Annotated in this window: 16 protein-coding genes; 2 read left to right on the top strand and 14 right to left on the bottom strand. The window is 73.3% G+C overall.

Features of this window, described 5'->3' with window-relative positions; genetic code table 11:
* Window positions 1–109: 109 nt before the first annotated feature.
* Window positions 110–1,345, bottom strand: a complete 1,236-nt coding sequence (locus tag ACIRJT_RS05370; protein ID WP_403904813.1) for a glycoside hydrolase family 26 protein — start codon at window positions 1,343–1,345, stop codon at window positions 110–112.
* 122 nt (window positions 1,346–1,467) lie between these two features.
* Window positions 1,468–2,757, bottom strand: coding sequence for a cytochrome P450 (locus tag ACIRJT_RS05365; RefSeq protein WP_403904811.1), 1,290 nt, complete (start codon window positions 2,755–2,757; stop codon window positions 1,468–1,470).
* 319 nt (window positions 2,758–3,076) lie between these two features.
* Here ACIRJT_RS05365 and ACIRJT_RS05360 point away from each other — a divergent pair, with 319 nt between their 5' ends.
* Together ACIRJT_RS05360 and ACIRJT_RS05355 are read left to right on the top strand one after the other, a co-directional pair.
* The gene (locus ACIRJT_RS05360) at window positions 3,077–3,568 is read left to right on the top strand and encodes a tyrosinase family oxidase copper chaperone (RefSeq protein ID WP_403904809.1); all 492 of its coding nucleotides are present in this window, start codon (window positions 3,077–3,079) and stop codon (window positions 3,566–3,568) included.
* Between the two features lie 19 nt (window positions 3,569–3,587).
* On the top strand, window positions 3,588–4,451 hold the full coding sequence (locus tag ACIRJT_RS05355; RefSeq protein ID WP_403904806.1) for a tyrosinase family protein: 864 nt from the start codon (window positions 3,588–3,590) through the stop codon (window positions 4,449–4,451).
* Window positions 4,452–4,519: 68 nt separating this feature from the next.
* Here the strand turns inward: ACIRJT_RS05355 and ACIRJT_RS05350 are convergent, their stop codons facing one another.
* From ACIRJT_RS05350 to ACIRJT_RS05295, 12 genes are all read right to left on the bottom strand, one after another.
* The gene (locus ACIRJT_RS05350; protein WP_403904803.1) at window positions 4,520–4,801 is read right to left on the bottom strand and encodes a chaplin; all 282 of its coding nucleotides are present in this window, start codon (window positions 4,799–4,801) and stop codon (window positions 4,520–4,522) included.
* 139 nt (window positions 4,802–4,940) lie between these two features.
* The gene (locus ACIRJT_RS05345) at window positions 4,941–6,089 is read right to left on the bottom strand and encodes a GNAT family N-acetyltransferase (RefSeq protein WP_403904801.1); all 1,149 of its coding nucleotides are present in this window, start codon (window positions 6,087–6,089) and stop codon (window positions 4,941–4,943) included.
* Window positions 6,086–6,763 carry a lipopolysaccharide biosynthesis protein gene (locus ACIRJT_RS05340; protein ID WP_403904799.1) on the bottom strand — a complete coding sequence of 226 codons (678 nt, stop codon included), beginning with the start codon at window positions 6,761–6,763 and terminating at the stop codon, window positions 6,086–6,088. The genes ACIRJT_RS05345 and ACIRJT_RS05340 overlap by 4 nt, the downstream gene beginning before the upstream one ends.
* Window positions 6,760–7,896 (bottom strand): glycosyltransferase, encoded by a 1,137-nt coding sequence (locus ACIRJT_RS05335; protein WP_403904796.1) that lies wholly within the window; start codon window positions 7,894–7,896, stop codon window positions 6,760–6,762. Before ACIRJT_RS05335 ends, ACIRJT_RS05340 begins: the two co-directional genes overlap by 4 nt.
* The gene (locus ACIRJT_RS05330; RefSeq protein ID WP_403904794.1) at window positions 7,893–8,705 is read right to left on the bottom strand and encodes a polysaccharide deacetylase family protein; all 813 of its coding nucleotides are present in this window, start codon (window positions 8,703–8,705) and stop codon (window positions 7,893–7,895) included. The genes ACIRJT_RS05335 and ACIRJT_RS05330 overlap by 4 nt, the downstream gene beginning before the upstream one ends.
* Window positions 8,695–10,404 (bottom strand): murein biosynthesis integral membrane protein MurJ, encoded by a 1,710-nt coding sequence (gene murJ, locus ACIRJT_RS05325; protein WP_403904791.1) that lies wholly within the window; start codon window positions 10,402–10,404, stop codon window positions 8,695–8,697. Before murJ ends, ACIRJT_RS05330 begins: the two co-directional genes overlap by 11 nt.
* The gene (locus tag ACIRJT_RS05320) at window positions 10,401–11,759 is read right to left on the bottom strand and encodes an O-antigen ligase family protein (protein ID WP_403904788.1); all 1,359 of its coding nucleotides are present in this window, start codon (window positions 11,757–11,759) and stop codon (window positions 10,401–10,403) included. Before ACIRJT_RS05320 ends, murJ begins: the two co-directional genes overlap by 4 nt.
* Before the next feature lie 2 nt (window positions 11,760–11,761).
* Window positions 11,762–13,087, bottom strand: a complete 1,326-nt coding sequence (locus tag ACIRJT_RS05315) for an exopolysaccharide biosynthesis polyprenyl glycosylphosphotransferase (RefSeq protein ID WP_403905457.1) — start codon at window positions 13,085–13,087, stop codon at window positions 11,762–11,764.
* 152 nt (window positions 13,088–13,239) lie between these two features.
* Window positions 13,240–14,415, bottom strand: a complete 1,176-nt coding sequence (locus ACIRJT_RS05310) for a glycosyltransferase (RefSeq protein ID WP_403904785.1) — start codon at window positions 14,413–14,415, stop codon at window positions 13,240–13,242.
* Between the two features lie 346 nt (window positions 14,416–14,761).
* Complete coding sequence (locus ACIRJT_RS05305) at window positions 14,762–15,355, bottom strand: isochorismatase family protein (protein ID WP_403904783.1); 594 nt, start codon at window positions 15,353–15,355, stop codon at window positions 14,762–14,764.
* 114 nt (window positions 15,356–15,469) lie between these two features.
* Window positions 15,470–16,519, bottom strand: coding sequence for a polyprenyl synthetase family protein (locus ACIRJT_RS05300; RefSeq protein ID WP_403904780.1), 1,050 nt, complete (start codon window positions 16,517–16,519; stop codon window positions 15,470–15,472).
* Entirely contained in the window at window positions 16,516–17,574 is a 1,059-nt protein-coding gene (locus ACIRJT_RS05295) for a tetratricopeptide repeat protein (RefSeq protein ID WP_403904777.1), read from the bottom strand. Before ACIRJT_RS05295 ends, ACIRJT_RS05300 begins: the two co-directional genes overlap by 4 nt.
* Window positions 17,575–17,787 lie beyond the last annotated feature (213 nt).

Here is a 17,787-nt window from a genome sequence, read left to right as displayed (position 1 = left end):
TTGGTGGTGGTGACAAGCGGTTGCTTGTCCACCTGCCCCCGCGCTGGACCCGTGTGGGTGGACGGCTCCGGCCCCGACAGGAGGGCCGGAGCCGTTTCCATGCCCGGGATCAGTAGCGGAAGCAGATCTCGCGCTCCCGCAGCCACGGGCCCAGCCAGTCGCCGAACGGGACCGGCACGCACCACTCGCGGGCGGGCGGCCCCTCGGCCCCCGGAGCCGTGGGCGCCACCGGGGACGGCACCACGGACGGCGGAACCGTCGGGGACGGGGCCGGATCCGTCGGAGCGGGAGTGGGCGTCGGTGTCGGTGTCGGGCTGGGCGCGGGAGCGGTCGGCGCGGCCATCTCGGTCAGCATCGTCCGGAACACCTTCGAGGACCGCGGATTGCTCCCGCACTGCCAGACGCCGTGCGGGCAGTAGTCCGTGACCGTCTGGTAGAGCGGCTCGTGCCGGTCGATCCACTCCAGCATCCGCCGCATGTACGTGGGGTTGTCGCCGTTGCGGAAGAGCCCCCACTCCGGGAACGAGATGGGCTTGCCGTGCTCCGCGGCGAAGTCGACGTGCTTCTGGAGCCCGTACGGGTCGGTGATCTGGTCGTCGAAGGTCTCACCGGGAGGCTGGTCGTAGGAGTCCATCCCGATGATGTCGACGACGTCGTCGCCCGGGTAGCACTCGGTCCACGGCACCGCGTCCCGCCCCCGGCTCGGCGTGAAGTCGAAGCGGAAGTCCTGACCGGGTACCGCGCGCATCGCCGCGACGATCCGTGCCCAGTACGCCTTCCATGACGCGGGATCGGGGCCGCACCGATGGGTGTACGTGGTGCCGTTCATCTCCCAGCCGAGCACGATCACGGTGTCGGGAACGCCCAGCCCCACCAGGCGCTCAGCGAGCCGCGTGAAGTGCTGGTCGTGATCTCCGGCCGCGCCCGCCCGGAGCAGGGTGCGGACCTCGTCGTCCGGGACCCGTTCCTCGTTGCGCTCCAGCATCGGCACGTTCAGGACGAACATCCGTTCAGCGTCCGCCTGTCTCCAGTCCGCCCAGGATTCGAGGAAATCAGGTGCGCCCTCGATGTTCACCCACAGATCGCCGGGCAGGTACGTGTGTCCCACCCGCAGCTCCGCCCCGCCGAGCCAGCGCGACAGCTCGGCCATCCTGCTGACCCCGGCGGGCCCGTAGTCCAGATACGCGCCGTGCGCCGTGCTGCTCGCCGCCCGCGTCGGGCCGGGCGCGGCGCCGTCGACGGAATCGGTGCCCGGCGGCGACTGGCCCGCGATGCCGCCACCCGCCAGGAGGCTGAGAGCAGCCGCCGCGATGCACGAAACGATGAGACGGCGCTTAGCCGGCATTACTCCTCCTGGCTGCGGTGAATTCCGGCCTGTTCGGCCTGATAGGGAGAGAGTCGCATCATCGTGCACCGAGGGCATGCGCAGGAGTCCATTTATCGTATTCGGCGTTGCGGACGTGCCGTTCAGGTGAAGATGGGGCCGAACGTGAAAGGCAGCGAGCCGACGCGGTTGTCGAAATTCGAGTCGACCAGTTCCGGATCTCCCAGATTGCGCATCACGGGACGACGGTCGATCAGTTCCCGGAAGAGGGCCGTCATTTCGAGACGGGCCAGATGCGCTCCCAGGCAGTGGTGCGGGCCCCCGCCGCCATATCCCAGATGAGGATTGGGCGACCGGGTGATGTCGAAGCGATCCGGATGGGTGAAAACCGCCTCGTCGCGATTGGCCGACGCGTAGATGAGAGCGACTTTCTCCCCCGGGAGAAACGTGCGGCCGCCCAGTGCGCATTCCGCGGTGACGGTCCTGCGGAACTGGATGATCGGCGTCGAATGCCGCACGATCTCGTCGACGGCGCCGTCGATGTACCGGTCGAAGTCGGCCCGCAGCAGCTCCCGCTGTTCCGGATGCCGGTCGAGCAGGAACAGCCCGTGCGCGATGGCGTTGCGGGTCGTCTCGACCCCGGCCACCAGCAGCAGCGAGAAGAAGGCCCCGAGCTGCTGCCCGGACAGCGCCTCACCGTCGATGTCCGCGCTGACGAGCGCCGAGACGAGGTCGTCCTCGGGGTGGCGGCGCCGTTCCCGGGCGAGGCGCCCCATGACGAACCGCATCCGGGCCAGCGACGCCAGCCCACGACCGGGAATCCGCAGCCGTGCCCGGCCCCGGCGCTCGACGCCGACGTGCTCCGAGGCGTGGTCGATCTGCCCCGCGATCCGCGCCCGGTACGCCTCCGGGATGCCCATCAGGTCGCAGATCACCTCCAGCGGCAGCCGCGAGGCCGCGGACGGCATGAAGTCCCGGGGGCGCTCGGCGATCAGCTCGTCCACCAGCCGCCCGGCGAGCCGGCCGACGTTCTCCTCGACGTCCGCCAGCAGTCGGGGGGTGAACCGCCGCGAGATGATCCGGCGCAGCGCCGCGTGCTCGGGCCCGTCCATGTTGACCATCGAGTTCCCGAACAGTGCTTTCGCCCAGCCGGCCGGCTCCGGTGTGGTGACCCCCGGAGCGCTCGCGAACACCTGGGGCGTGCGGCTCGCGGTCCGCACGTCCGCATGGCGCACCAGGGCGTGGAAGGGCTTGCCTGCGGTGCGCGCGGCACCGGCCCGTGGCGTGAACAGGACCGGCGCGTCCAGCTCCCGCAGCAGGGCGAAGGCCCGGAGCCTCGCGGGGCGCGGCAGCCGCCAGAAGGCCGGGTCGGCCAGATCGACGTCCGCCGCGCGCAGTGCGCGGTCCCCGGACAGCTGGTACGGAACGGTCATGCCCATCACCTCCACGGTTCGCCGGGCCCATGGTCCGGCCCGTCGCGGCCGGGTGCCTCATCGACGCGGCCCGTCGCTCCCGATGAGCCCGTACCCTCACGCGTTTGACGGAACGGAACCGCCATCTGTGCGCCGTACGCCGCACGCACGAGAACTGTTTCGCCTCCGCCTCGTTGTCAACATCGCCATCAGGAGCGCCTCGGACGAGTTAACGAGTCAATGAGGCGAGTCAATGAGGCGAGTCAATGAGGCGAGTCAATGAGGCGAGTCAATGAGGCGAGTCAACGAGGCGAGTCAATGAGAGGCAGGCACTCAACTCATGAGCCCCACTCCAGCGAATCCCGGCGGCAGCCGCGTTCCCTCCCGCCGGATCGTCCTGCGCGGAGCCTTCACCGCCGCGGTGGTCACGGGCACCGCGGGCACCCTGCTCCCGCTGCTCGACCGTGAGCAGGCCGCCGCGGCCCGGCCCACGCCGGCGCCCGGGGCGCCCGGATCCGCCTCCGGATCCCGCCCCGTTTCCACGGCGGGCGCGTTCGCCGAGATGTACCGGGGCCGGGAGATCAGGGGGACGGCCACCGCCGTCGTCCCCGCCGGCACCACGGCCGACGACCGGGTCGCGATCGCCGACGGACCGGGCGCCGAGATCCGCATCGACGGCAGGCCCCTGCACGTCATGAGGCGGGCCGACGGCACCTATCTGAGCGACGTCCGGCACTACGAGTCGTATCCGACGCTGCTGGAGACAGCCCGTGCCGCCGTCGACGAACTGGGCGGCGCCCGACTCGCCCACCCCGTCGCGCACCGCATGTGAACCAGGAGGACCAGCACCGGTGTACACCCGCAAGAACCAGCGCGACCTCACGCGCACCGAGAAGCGCCGACTCGTCGACGCGATCCTGAGACTGAAGCGCTCGGGCCGCTACGACGACTTCGTCGTCATGCACCGGGAGTACTACGTCATGGACACCGAGCGGCGGCCGCGCCCGGCACACATGACGTCCTCGTTCTTCCCCTGGCACCGCCAGTACCTGCTGGAGTTCGAGAAGGCACTCCGAGGCGTCGACGCGGGCGTCAGCGTCCCGTACTGGGACTGGACCCAGGACGACAAGCCGACCTCGTCGCTCTGGGCGGAGGACTTCCTCGGCGGCAACGGCAGGACCGGCGACCGTCAGGTCACCACCGGGGCGTTCGCCTACGGTGCGGGCAACTGGAGCGTCGGCAGGGGCGTCACCGACGAGCACTACCTCACCCGCAACTTCGGCAGGCCCGGCCGCGACCCGGTCTCCCTCCCCACCAAGAACGACCTGGCGCGGGCGCTCAAGGACCCCGTGTACGACACCGAGCCCTGGAACAGCGTCTGTGCCGAGGGCTTCCGCAACCGCGTCGAGGGGTGGGGGATCCGGGGTGTGCGCGGGGTGGGCCTCCACAACCGGGTCCACCAGTGGGTCGGCGGCCCGATGGCGGGCGCGGCCTCCCCCGAGGACCCGGTGTTCTGGCTCCACCACTCCTTCATCGACCTGCTGTGGGACCGGTGGCGCAAGGCCCACCCGAAGTCCGCCTACCTGCCGGGCCGCAAGCCCGCATCGCCGGCCCCGGACCGCGACTACGTCTTCGGCCTCGACGAGGCGATGCCCCCCTGGGGTGTGACCCCGAGGAAACTCCTCGACCACGGCAAGCTCTACCGCTACGCCTGAGCCCGGACGGAGGAACGCCCGGCCCCCACCGCGAGGAGGGAGCCGGGCGTTCCGGAGACACGGGGAGATCAGCGGCCGTAGCCGTAGCCGCCCTTGTCGTGGTGGCCGCCGTCGGCGTTGACGCAGGTGTTGCCGAAGGCCGGGTTCAGCAGGCCGATCACGTTGATCGTGTTGCCGCAGAGGTTCACCGGCACGTGCACGGGGACCTGGACGGCGTTGCCCGAAAGGACGCCGGGGGAGGCCGCGGCGAGGCCCTGCGCGCCTGCGTCGGCGGACGCCATGCCGGCGCCGCCGGCGATCAGGGCGCCGGTGCCGGCCATGACTGCGGCGACCTTCGTCATACGAGACATTCGGAACTCCTAGAACAGATAGGGGGTGTGCTGCGGACGCGAGGCCCGCACCCCCTGACAACGCGGGAGAGGCCGGACGGTAACGGATCAGCGCATAGGTGATATCTCCGACGCCGCTGTCCGGCGTACGCCCGGCGCGTCAGCGCCCGATCACCGGCAGCCCCGTCAACCGCTCGTGCCAGTCCCGCGCCGCCGGGAACCGGGCCTTCACGGTCTCCACCGCCCGCTCCCGTACGGCCACCTGCGACTCGCGCAGCCGCAGCAGCGGCTCCAGGCCCGGCCGCGCCAGCAGCAGCCGCTGGTTGACCACCGGCACCGGCCCCCAGTGGTTCTTGTAACTCTCCGCACCGCGCAGCAGGCTCAGCACCGCGCGCCCGCTGTCCGAGGCCTGCTGGGCGACCTCGCGCAGCAGCAGCGTCGACACATCGACCTTCCGCTCGCGCAGTGCCGGATCCGCACCGTACAGATAGCCGCCCGTCAGCCGTCCGGACTGCAACGACAGGTTGGACGCCACCACCTCGCCGTTCAGCCGGAACTCGGTCATGGCCGCCGTGCCGTCCCCCACCATCCGCCCCACCGACCGGATCAGGTGGTCCGAGAACCGCGCCCTGAGATGCTCGGGGTTGACCGTCCGGCCCTCCCACTGCCGCTCGTGCAGCCGCAGCAGCGTGCCGATCGCGGCGGGCACGCCGTCCCGCGGGATCCGGTGCGCCTCGACGCCCAGGGCGTCGACCTTGCGCAGCTTGGAGCGCAGCCGCTGGCCCCGCGAGCCCGTCAGCCGCGCCACGGCGTCGCCCAACGGCTCGGCCGGCAGCTCCATGCACGTCGAGTCCGTGAGCCGGCTCCGGGCCCCGGCCCACCGCCCGAACAGCAACTGCGCCGACGCGTCGGGCCTGACCTCCCGCAGGTCCACCACGGTGTGCCGGGCCGCCCGGTCCAGACCGCGCCCCAGCGCCCCCACCGCGTACCCGGCCTCCTCCTCGTCCAGCAGGATGTCGAAGAAGTCGGAGATCGCCCCGCCCATCGGGACGAGCAGCGGCATCGGACGGTGCACCAGCATCAGCGGCGCCGCTCCGATCAGCCGCCCCGACCGGCGGACCAGCAGCACCCGCAGCCGGCCCTCCTGGCCGTAGGAGATCCACCACGAGTGCAGCCAGGCGTGGCTCTGGAACGGGGTCGCGGTGGCGCAGCGGCGGTGCAGCGCGTCCCACTCCCCGGCGAGAGCGCCGAACTCCGCGAAGTCCCGGCACAGGGTCACGACGAGACCGCCCCCCCGGCGCCCCGTCATCGGACGAGCTCCCGCTCGTCCTGGGCGATGTTGCCGCCCCCGGCCGTCGGACCGGGAACCTGCGCGGAGACGCGCAGGCCCGCCCGGCGCGGCCGGACCAGCAGCACGAGGCCGCCCAGCAACCCGCCCGCGGCGGCACCCACGGCGGCGCCCAGCGGCACGGAAGGCGAGACCGGCTGGTCCGGCGTCATCGCGTGGGTGAACTTGATCAGCTTCACCCCGGTGTCCTTGGAGACATGGCCGCTGCTCACGATGACGGCCTCGATGACCGCGTTGGCGATGTCGGCCGCCTTGCGCCGGTCCTCGGACGTGCCCGTCACCGCGATCATCGGCGAGTCGGGCGAGGTCTCCGACCGGACGTGGGACCGCAGTTCGCGCACCGGCTCGCCGGCCGCGCCCTGGGCGTACGAGAGCGTCGCGTCGCTCGTCGTGAGCCGCCCGTACGACTGGGCGTACCCCAGGGCCGCCGAGGGGTCCGTCTCCCCCTCGGCGACCGCCATCGCATAGCTGGTTGCCTCGTACCGGTCCGCGGCGAGCGCACTGTACGAGAGCCCGGACGCGGTGCCGATCAGGACGGAGACGGGCAGCGGCCACCAGTGCGGCAGCCGGGCGAGGGCGGTGCGCAGCCGACGGACGACGACCTGTCGACGCTGCTGCTCGGGTGAGTCGGTCATGAAAGGGCTCTCCGGTTCGGTGGGGCGGTGTCGAGGGCGTACGCGTACACGTCCATCAGCCGCTCACTGCTGCGCCTGATGTCGTAGTGGCCGACGGCCCGGGGCGGCGGCCGTCGGTCGGCTCCGGCCTGTATCCGCTGCCGCAGCCTGGCCGTCAGCTCCTCGGGGCTCCCGGCGATGCGGGTGGCCGCGGGGGCATGGGCGGCGGGCAGGTCGTCGATGGCCGGGCAGGCGTCGTGGAGCACGGGCAGTCCGGCGGCGAGCGCCTCCACGGCGGCGAGGCCGAAGGACTCCTCGCGGGACGTGGAGACGAAGGCGTCCACCGCGCTCAGCAGCGCCGGAACTCCCGGGACCGGGCCTTCCCCCCGCTCGTCGCACTCCCCGAGGAACCGGATCCGGTCCACGGCCCCGAGGCGCAGGGCCAGCGCCCGCAGCGCCCCGGCCTCCGGACCGTCCCCGGCCAGCAGCAGGCGGGCCTCCGGCAGGGCGGCGACCGCGCGGATCAGCACGTCGAACCGCTTGCCCGGCACCAGCCGCCCGACCCCGCCGACGACGAAAGCCTCGTCGGGGACGCCCAGTTCCGCCCGTACGGATGCCCGCCGCCCCGCGTCGTAGCGGAACCGGTCCGCGTCGATGCCGTTCGGCACCAGCCGGATCCGGTCGGCCGGCACGCCCCAGTCCCGCAGCCGGCCGGCCACGGTGGAGGAGACGGCGACGGTCGCCGCGCCGAGGCGTTCGGTCGCGAGGTAGAGGGCGCGGACGGACCGGGTGAGCGGGCGGCCCTCGATCTCGGCCCGCCCCAGGGAGTGCTCGGTCGCGACGGTGGCCCGGGTCCCGGCGAGCCGGGCCGCGATCCTGCCGTATACACAGGCCCGGTACAGATGCGTGTGGACCACGTCGTAGCGGCCGTCCCGGATCAGCCGGGCCAGCCTTCCCACGGCGGTGAGGTCCCGGTTGCCGCGCATCCCGAGGTGGGTCACCCGAATGCCGTCGGACCGCAGCTCCTCGGCCACCGCCCCCGGGTTGGTGAGCGTCACGACATCGCACTCCACCGGCAGGTGGCGCAGCAGCAGCCGCAACTGCCGCTCGGCGCCGCCGACCCCGAGCCCGGTGATGACGTGCAGCGCCCTCACCGCGCGCCGCCCGTCCGCGCCGGCCCGGCGACCCGGGTGCCCGCACCGGGCGCGGCCACCTGCCGCAGCCCGTGCCGCAGATCCTTCGCCCACAGGCGCACCCCGCGGTCCGCCTGGCTGATGTGGGTGCGGGGCAGCGCGAACCGGCTGAGCAGCGGGCCGGGAGCCAGCGCGCACGCGTAGCCGTAGCCCGCCGAGCGAGCGGCCTCGGACACCCGGCGGTCGAGGATGCCGTACGGGTAGCAGAAGCCCTCCGGGAGCGAGCCGGTGAGCTCACCGATCAGCTCCCGGCTGCGAGCGGTCTCCCGGTGCAGCTCCTCGTCCGGCAGCTCCGTCAGGTCCTGGTGGTACAGACCGTGCGAGCCGACCTCCATGCCCGCGGCGGCGACCCGCCGGACGCCGTCGAGGGTGAGCAGCGGTTTGCGCGGGCCGAGCGGATCCCACGCGTTGACGCCGCCCGGCCGGCCGGGCAGGACGAAGAGCGTCGCCCGGAAACCGTGTCTGCGCAGCACCGGCAGCGCCTCGTCGAGGAAGTCCGCGTAGCCGTCGTCGAAGGTCAGCCCGACCAGCCCGCGCCGCCCCGCGTCCCCCGCGCGCAGCAGCTCGGACACCCCCACCCCCGTCAATCGCCGGCTCCGCAGCCAGGACAACTGCTCGTCGAGGCGGTCGGGGGAGACGGTGATGCCGTACGGATCGTCGCCCGGGTCCGTCACCGAGTGATACGTGAGGATCCACGGCTGACGGCGGGTGTGCGGGCGGGGCCGGGACGAGGGAGCGTCGGCGCGGTGTGCCGAGGGATCAGCGGCCATCAAGGAACCTCCGTCGGGTGAGTGCCAGCAGGGATACGACCTCGGGCGAGCGCAGGGCCAGCCCGGTCAGGAAGAACACGGCGGGGACGAGGAGACACCCGGCGGCCAGGCTCGGCACCGGATCGGGGACCAGCGGGGCGCACGCCCAGCCGGCCGTGCCCGCCGCCAGTGACGCCCCGGTGAGCCGGCCGAGCGAGAGCGCCACGGCCCGCGTCCGGATCGGCACCACCCGGGTGCCGAGGCCCATGAGGAGAAGCAGCGCCGTCGTACTGATCCCGATCGCGTTGGCGGTCGCGATGCCGTCCACGCCGAAGCGGTACGTCAGGGCGTACCCGGCCCCCATCGTGACCAGCAGCCCGGTGCCCATCGCGAACGCCGGGAACCAGGTGGGCCGCCCGGACGAGAAGAACGGCCGGCTCAGCGCGCCGACCAGACAGTGGCCGAGCAGCCCCAGCGCGTACACCCGCATGACCTGGGCGGTGGACGCGGTGTCGGCGGCGTCGAACGCGCCGCGCTGGAAGAGCACCTCGATGATCTGGGGCGCGTAGCCGAGGACGACCGCCGTGCCGAGCAGCACCACCATCCCGGCCAGCGCCAGGTCCCGCTCGACGCGCAGCCGGGCCTTCTCCCGGTCCCCGGCTGCCATGGCCTGCGCGACCACCGGGAAGGTCACCGTGCAGATCATCAGCGACAGCACCATCGGCAGCTGCGCGACCTTCTGCGCGTAGTTCAGATGCGAGATCGCGCCCGCCGGGAGGGTGGAGGCCAGGAACCGCTCCACCAGGACCTGGGACTGACGGCTCACCACGAACAGGACCACCGGGGCCAGCACCGCGAAGCCCAGCAGCGGAGCGGTCCGCGCCGCACGCCCACCCTGCCCGAACCTCGGCAGCCGGGGTCGCGCGAGCGGTACCAGCCGCAGGAAAACCGGCAGTTGGGTCAGGATCATCAGCACACTGCCGACCGCGACCCCCACCGCCGCCGCCCGTACCCCCCACGCCGCGTGCAGCGCCAGCGTCATCCCGATGATGCCGAGGTTGTACGCGACATAGACCCCGGCGGGCGGCAGGAAGCTGCGGTGCGCGCGCAGCGCGGCGCTGAAGTAGCCGGTGATCCCGAAGGTGAGGACGGTGACCGAGGTCAGCCGGGTGCAGTCCACCGCCAGCCTCGGATCGGCGAGGCCCGGGGCCAGCACGCCCACGACCCACGGGGCCCCCGCGATCAACAGCGCCGCACCGCCGGAGAGCAGGAGGAACAGCCGGGGGAGCGTGGTCGCCACCAGATCCCGTACGGGGTCGGGACCGGGAGCTTCGCCGGTCGCCGCCCGCCGGGTCAGGGCGAGGCTGAACGCGGGGACGAGGAGGAGCGCCATCCCGTCCTCGATCAGCAGCGTCGCCGCCATCTCGGGCACGGTCCAGGCGATCAGGAAGGCGTCGCTCGCGTCGCTCGCCCCGAAGTACCGGGCGATGGCCTGGTCCCGCACCAGACCGAGGACGGCCCCCAGCACGGTCAGCATCGCCGTGGCCGCCGCCGCGCGGGCGAGGAAGGACCCGAGCCGGGGCGCCTCGCCGCCGGCCGTCCTGGGCGCGACGCCGCAGGAGAGGGGGCCTTCGGGTCCTCCCGGGGCCGGGAGGAGCGGCGGGGCTGCCGCGTCCGCCGGACGCGCGGCGGCCTCCGTCCCCGTGCCGGCGTCGTTCATGCGGCGCCCACCCGGTCCGGCCCGGCCAGCGCCCACCAGGCGGCCAGCCCCAGCACGACCCCGCTCAGTACCGTGGTGGGGCCGCCGATGTCCGCGTACAGGAAGTTGACGCACTGCCAGGTCATCAGGGCCACCGCCGCCAGCCCGCAGTCCAGGGCCGTGTGTCCGCGCGAGCGGGCGACGCACAGTCCGCGGACCGCTCCGACCAGGATCGCCGCCCAGCTGCCGAGGAGCGCGGTCAGACCGATGAGGCCCTGCTCGCTGAGGACGAGGAGATACATGTTGTGCGGGGAGAGGAGTGCCTGCCGGCGGAACTCCTGGCCCGCCCCGGCCGTGTCGCTGCCGGAGGAGAGCCCGATGGAGGCGTGTCCGTCACGGTGGTCGGGGAAGCCCTTGAGGCCGAGCCCCGTGACCGGCCGCTCCCGCCACATCGCGCCCGCCGCGCTCCACATCGCGTAGCGGTCACTGACCGACCGGTCCGGGGTGCTGGTCACCCGGGTCACGCTGGCGGCCCGGTCCGCGACCATCTCGGAGCCGATGCCGAACCCGCCGACCAGCACCACCCCGGCAGCGGCCAGCACGGCCAGCGACGTGCAAGCCTGCCGCCGCCCGGTCAGCGCCAGAACGACGAGGACCGCGGCAGCCGTGGCGATCCACACGCCCCGGCTGAACGACAGCGTCAGGGGCACGATCAGCGCGACGGCGAGGACGGCGGCGCAGGGCCGCAGCCAGGCCGGGGCGTTCCGCGGCGTACGCAGGGCGCACGCCGCGGCGGCGAGCAGCCCGTAGGCGACGACGGTCGCCATCCCCATGATGTCGCTGGGCCCGAACGTGCCGACCGCCCGGATGTCCTCGCCCATGTAGGAGGCGCCGGTCCCGGTGGCGTACTGGTGGACGCCCGTGACGCCCTGGACGACCGCCAGGAGGACCAGCGAGCCGGCGACGATCCTGAACCCGTGGACGTCCCGGAGCAGCAGGTACACGGCGATCGGTACGAGGACGAAGACTTGGAGGTGGCGGACGAGCCCGGGCAGGGCCGCCGTCGGGTCCACCGCGGTGACCGTGGCCACCGCGAAGCCCACGGCCGGCAGGCCCAGGACCAGCGCGGCGGTGGCGCTCAGCGGACGCTGCCGCAGATGGAGCAGCCGCCCCACGCACACCAGCACCGCGAGGCCGGAGGCCACGTCGGCCGGGCCGCCCCCGCCGGAGGTCCCGGAGGGCAGGGCGGGCAGCAGGACGGTCGCGACCAGCGGCAGCAGCGGCCAACGGCTGCGCCAACCACCCCACGGGGGGCGAGTGGCGGCGCGGGGCGCGGCCGCCGTCGACGGCGCGGGCGGGGTCAGGACAGCGGCCATGATCAGCTGCCTCCGAGCCGGAAAACGGAACCCGCGGTCCGCGCGAGCACGCACGCGTCCTGCCACAGCGACCAGGTCTCGATGTAGCGGTTGTCGAAGCGGGCCCGCTCCTCGATCGAGGTGTCGCCGCGCAACCCGTTCACCTGGGCCAGCCCCGTGATGCCCACGGGCATCCGGTGGCGCGCTTGATAGCCGGGATGGGCGCGGCTGAACTGCGCCACGAAGAAGGGGCGTTCGGGGCGGGGGCCGACCAGGCTCATATCACCGCGCAGGACGTTCCACAGCTGCGGCAACTCGTCGAGGGAGGTCCGGCGCAGCACTCGGCCGACCCGGCTCATCCGCCCGTCGGAGGCGACGTTCCAGCGGGTGGCCGACTCCTGGACGTCGGCGGGCCGCAGCGTACGGAACTTCAGCAGGACGAAGGGGCGTCCGTGCCGGCCGACGCGTTCCTGACGGAAGACCACGCCCGGCCCGTCGGAGAGCCGCACGGTCAGCGCGCAGGCCGCCATCACCGGGGCCGCCAGCAGCAGCCCGACCGCGGCCAGGGCGGCGTCCATCGCCCGCTTCGCCCCGTGGCCGAGAGGACGGTCCGTCCCGTCGTGCAGCGGCTGGACGGCAAAGCCCCACAGATGATCGGAGCGGCCTTCCGCCGGGAGCCCCGCGACGGTGCCGGGACCGGTGACCAGCCACACCCGGCAGCCGTGTCCGGTGAGCAGCGCGAAGAGAGCGGCGCCGTCCGGGGTGGACTCGGGCGGGGCCGTGAACACCGCGTGCCGCACGCTGTTCTGGACGACGGCCCGCCCCACCTCCTGGGGCGAGGCCAGGACCGGCAGCGGCACGGAGTCACAACCCGTCGGCTGCTTCCCGTCCCCGGACACGGGGGGCGCGACCAGACCGACCGGCCGCAGTCCGTAGGCGGGGTGGTCGTGCAGCGCGGCCGCCACCTGACGGGCCGGCGGCCCCTGGCCCACGACCAGCGTGGACAGCGGGCGGCGGACCGCGGCCCGTCGCCGCGCCCGGTACACGGCCGCGCGTCCCGCGCAGGTCAGAGCGGTCTGCGTGGCGGCCCCGTACGCGAGCACCGTCCAGCCGATCGCCTGCTGGGGCGCCCAGACGGCCAGCACCTCCATGGTCACGTACCACTGGAGGAGGGTGAGGCCGAGCAGGGCGGGGAGTTCGGAGAGGACCGAGGGGGACAGTCGCATCCGGTGCAGGCCGCGCCGGGCGAAGAGCAGCACCTGCGCCACCGCCTGGACGGCCACCAGCAACCAGGGCCACGGGACCGGGACGACCAGGGCGAACGTCACGGCCGGAGCCAGGGCGTCCACGCACAGGAGCGGCGCGAGACGGCCGTACCGGACGGTCCGGTGCTCGCCGGGCTGGGTCCGCGCACCGCCGCCGCTTCTTCGCTGCGGATGAACCGTGTGAGCCTGCACGGCTGTTGCCTGTCCAGGGGCGGGAACCGGTGCACTCTCCATCGTCATCGCTCGGTGCGCTTCCTCGTCGTGGGGCCGGACATGCCGGCGAGTTCCTGGTAGAGACCGGCGACCGCCCCCGCGGTCCGTCGGACGTCGAAAGACGCGCGGGTGTGGCGCATGGCCCGGCGGGACAGCGCCTCGCGCAGTTCCGGGTCGATGAGCAGCCCGGTCAGCGCGGCGGCCAGGGCCTCCGGATCCTCCGGAGGCACCAGGCAGTGGTCCTCGTGGCCGGGCGGCAGGCTCTCCCGCGCCCCGTTCACGTCGGTCATCACGACGGGACGCCCGCAGGCCATCGCCTCCAGCGGGGCCAGCGCCATGCCCTCCCAGCGGGAGGGCAGCACGAGGACGTCCGCCGCGTGGATCCACGGCAGCACGTCCTCGCAGGCTCCGGTGAACAGCACACCCGGCGGCGCCGATGCCTCGAGTCCGGCCCGGTCGGGCCCGTCGCCCACCAGGACGAGACGGGCCCCGGCATCCGGCATCCGGCGCCAGGCCCGCAGCAGCACGTCCTGCCCCTTCTGCCGGGTCAGCCGGCCGACGCAGACGACCAGCGGAGCGTCCCGGCCGAAGCTCTCCGGTAGGGCCAGCGAGGCGCGGGCCTCCGCCCGGTCCCTGCTTCCGCAGGGGCGGAAACGGTCGAGGTCGATGCCGTTGTGGATGACCGACCAACGGGCGGCGATGCCCGCCTGCTGTCCGGTGCGGCGTTCGGACTCGCTGACGCACAGGATGTGATCGGCCCAGCGTGCGCCGAACCGCTCCCAGCCGAGCGCGAGTGCCGCGGTGCGTCCGCCGACGGCCTCGAACGACCAGGCGTGCGGCTGGAACACGGTGGGGACGTGGCCGCGCACCGCGATGCGGCCCGCGAGTCCCGCTTTGGCACTGTGGGCGTGCACCACGTGGGGGCGGCTCGCGCGGACGATCCGGCGCGCGGCGGCCACCTCGCCCGCCAGCCGGGGCCCGGGGGCGCGGGTGACGGACCAGTCGTGGACCTCGGCGCCCGCGGCCGCCGCCCGGAGTGACAGCGGGCTGCCGGGCGGGCAGGCCACCACCGGGCGCAGCCCGGACCCGGCCTGGGCCCGGACGAGATCGGTGACGACCCGGGCCACTCCGCCGTCCACGGGCTGTACCAAATGAAGGACCGTCAATGGGCTTTCTTCAGTACGACGCATCTGCAGCACGCACGGCTCTCTTCGCTCAATCCGGTGAGTAGACCCACCGGCAATTGCCGGTGGGCCCGAAGCCGAAGTGCACTTTCGCAGAGTTGTGGCGAAATCGTGCGCGTGACTCGCTCATACGACCACAGGGGAGTGACGTGGGAAGGAGGACCGTTCGAGTGGTCGCGCAGCAGATCGGCGCATGACCGCGGGCCTTTCGCGGGCAGCCGGTGAAAGGGCTTGCCGTGTGCCTCCGTACGGGGTGGCGGTGGTGTTCCGTACGGATCGCGCCGTTTATATCGTCAGCCTTTTTCCGGCATGACGTACTGCGCCGATCGCCGCACCGGATGGCGGCACCATCTATGGGCGTCTAGGCCGTTCTCGTGGTGGTGGTGGTGGCGGTGGCGAAAGAGACGGTCGTGGCGTGCGCCACGATTTCCACCTCGTCGCCCAGGGCCCATGCCGCGACCCGTGACGCCATTGCCGCCGGCACCACGTCACTGATGTCCGGTGCGGCCGGAATGTCGTACGTGGCGTGGGCGTCATGGGGCAGGACGACCCGGTAGTCCAGCTCCAGGGCCCGGCGGGCGGTGGCGAGCACGCACATCTCCGACATCACCCCGCACACGGCGAGCGCCCGGACGCCCGCCGCCGACAGCTCGGCCTCCAGCGACGTCTTCTCGAAACCGTCGTCCTCGCTCTTGCGGATCACCGTCTCGGCCGGCCCGGTGCGCACGGGCAGGTGCAGCACCCACCCGGGCGTCCCCGGCTCGTCGGGCTCTCCGACCGGGCCGTCGTTCTGCAGGTGGACGACGAGGGCCCCGGCCTCCCTGGCCCGCCCGATCAGATCCGTCACCCGGTCCAGCAGCCGGGGCGCGTCGGGCACGGCGGCGCCCCCCGCGACGAACGCCGACTGGACGTCGACGACGAGCAGCGCCGTGACGGGAGCGGGAAGCTCGGTCATGCCGGGGGAGTCCTCACGTCGTCGCGGCGGATGCCGGGCGAGGGCCCGCCCGGAGCTCATCATGCCGTACGGAGGACCACGGCCGCCCGCAGGTTTCCGGCGGGCGGCCACAGGTCAGCCGGTACGGTCCACGAGGTACGGGATCAGCGTGAGCAGATCCCCGCGAGCGCCCTCCGTCAGCGGCACCCGGTCCAGACAGGCGCGGGCCGCCGCCAGGTGCCCGTGCGCCTCGGCCAACGCGGCCCGCCGCCCGCCGGCCTCGTCGATCAACTCCGCCGCACGGCGCGCCGCAGGGTCGTCGAGCGGCCCGGCGGAAGTCAGCAGCGCGTCGAGACGCCGGGCGGCCGGATGGTCGGAGGACAGGGCCGCGAGCACCGGGTAGGTCTTCTTGAGCCGCCGCAGATCGCTGTGCACCGGCTTGCCGGTCACCTGCGGATCGCCCCAGATTCCGAGCAGGTCGTCCACCGCCTGGAACGCCACCCCCACATGCCGCCCCGCCAGGTCCAGCGCCTCGACGGTGCTCGCCGGGGCGCCGGCCAGCACCGCGCCCAGGGCAGCGGAACAACCGAGCAGGGAGCCCGTCTTGTGGGTGGCCATCGACCGGTACTCGTGCGGCAGGACCGCCCCGGGCCCGGTCCACGGCCGGGACTCGAAGAGCAGGTCCTGGGCCTGACCGTTCACCAGATCACCCAGAGCGCGCGCCAGTTGCCGGACCGCAGCCGCGGTGCCCGGCCCCGGAGCCTCCGCCAGTGTGGAGACGGCCAGCGCGAACAGCGCGTCCCCCGCGAGGACCGCCGGGCCCGTGCCGTACGCCTTCCACAGCGTCGGCCGACGACGACGGGTCTCGTCGCCGTCCATGATGTCGTCGTGGATCAGGGAGAAGGTGTGGATCAGCTCGACGGCCACCGCGCCCAGCACCGCGTCCGCCCCGCTGCCGCCCGCGGCCTCCGCGCCGAGCACCGCGAGCGCCTGGCGGACCCCCTTGCCCTGCGATCCGGGCGCCGGCTCGCCGCCGGTCCCGCTCCAGCCCAGCGAGAAGGCCGCCGCCTCGGCGTGCCAGGGGTGCAGCCGTCCCACCGACTCCACCAGGGCCGGGCGCACGAGCTCGCGGCAGCGGTCCAGTATCTGCGTCGCGCTCGCCCGGCTGGTCGTGGAGAGCGTCATCGGCGGCCGTCCCTCTCGCCCGCGGAGGCCGGTTCCACGCCGAGTTCGGCGTACGCCTTCTCGACCATCTCCTGGGCGTTGAGCAGCCCGATCCGGCTCAGCCTGCCGCGCAGTTCGTCCAGCTCCGCTGCCGTGGCGTCGCGGTCCCGGCCGAGTCTGGCCCGCGCCTTGACCAGGCCGAGGGAGGCGAGCGCCTCGCCCCGCGGCTCGTCCATCGCACGGAACTCCCCGAGCGCCTGCTCGTAGACCTCGCGCGCCTCCTCGTACCGCCCGGCGCGGAAGAGCACGTTGGCCCGCATCTTGTGGTTGTAGGCGAGGGCGCTGGAGAGATTCATCCCGCGGCAGGTGACCTCGGCCTCGGAGAGCAGATCGAGTGCCCGAGCGGTCGCCCCGTCCCGGAGGGAGACGATGTCGGCGATGCCGCGCAGGGCCCAGGCCCGGCCCCGCCGGTCGTCCGCGTCGCCCGCCAGGACGGCCGCCTCCTCGAACATCTCCAACGCGGTGTCCAGCGAACCGGTGTTGCGGTGGATCTGCGCGATGCCCTCCAGCGCCCAGACGGTGTGCCGGGCCTCACCCCGGGCACGGGCCTCGGCCAGCAGTTGTTCGTGCAGCGTCGCGACGGTCGCGTAGTCGCCCTGGATCCGTCCGGTCTCGGCGAGGCCGGCCAGCGAATAGCCGCGGGCGACCACGTCGCCGCCCCGCTTCCCCAGCTCCGCGGCGAGCCCGAGCAGCCTGAACGCGAGGCGCAGCGAACCGCGTTGACGTGCCAGCGTGCCCCCGCTCCACAGCGCCCACGCCATCGCCCCGGTGTTCCCGGCCGTCCGCGCGGCCCGGTAGCTGGCCTTCCAGGCCCGGTCCGCCTCCGCGACCTGTCCGAGCCTGCGGTGCGCCTCGGCCACGGCGAGGCCCGAACGCGCTACCTCCTCCTGTGATCCGGAGAGCTCGGCCTGCCTCAAGTGGCGTACGCCTTCGGCCAGTACGTCGGTGAGGGAGGCGTTCACCGACATCTTGGTGAGTGCTCCCTGGTACTCGGGCGCCAGTGCCTTGGTCTGCATGGGGGCCTTCCGCGCGGTGCCGGGCCGGCGTCGTGCAGACTATACATTCCGTGTATACGTGGAAGGTATAGTCCGGCGGTCAAGCAGGCCCGGATCTTGTGGGGGTTGGGCGCCGCACGTCACACGCGGCGCACCGTCCTGTCATCGATCAAGACGGCGGCCGGGCGAGGAGGGTTGCTCCGGAAGCCCAGGTCGTTCCGCATCCCCGCCGCG

Origin of the sequence: Streptomyces sp. NPDC102283 (genome assembly GCF_044766265.1) — a bacterium.
Lineage (GTDB): Bacteria > Actinomycetota > Actinomycetes > Streptomycetales > Streptomycetaceae > Streptomyces.
Note: the sequence above shows the minus strand (reverse complement) of the source record. Positions and strands in the feature narration are given on the sequence as shown.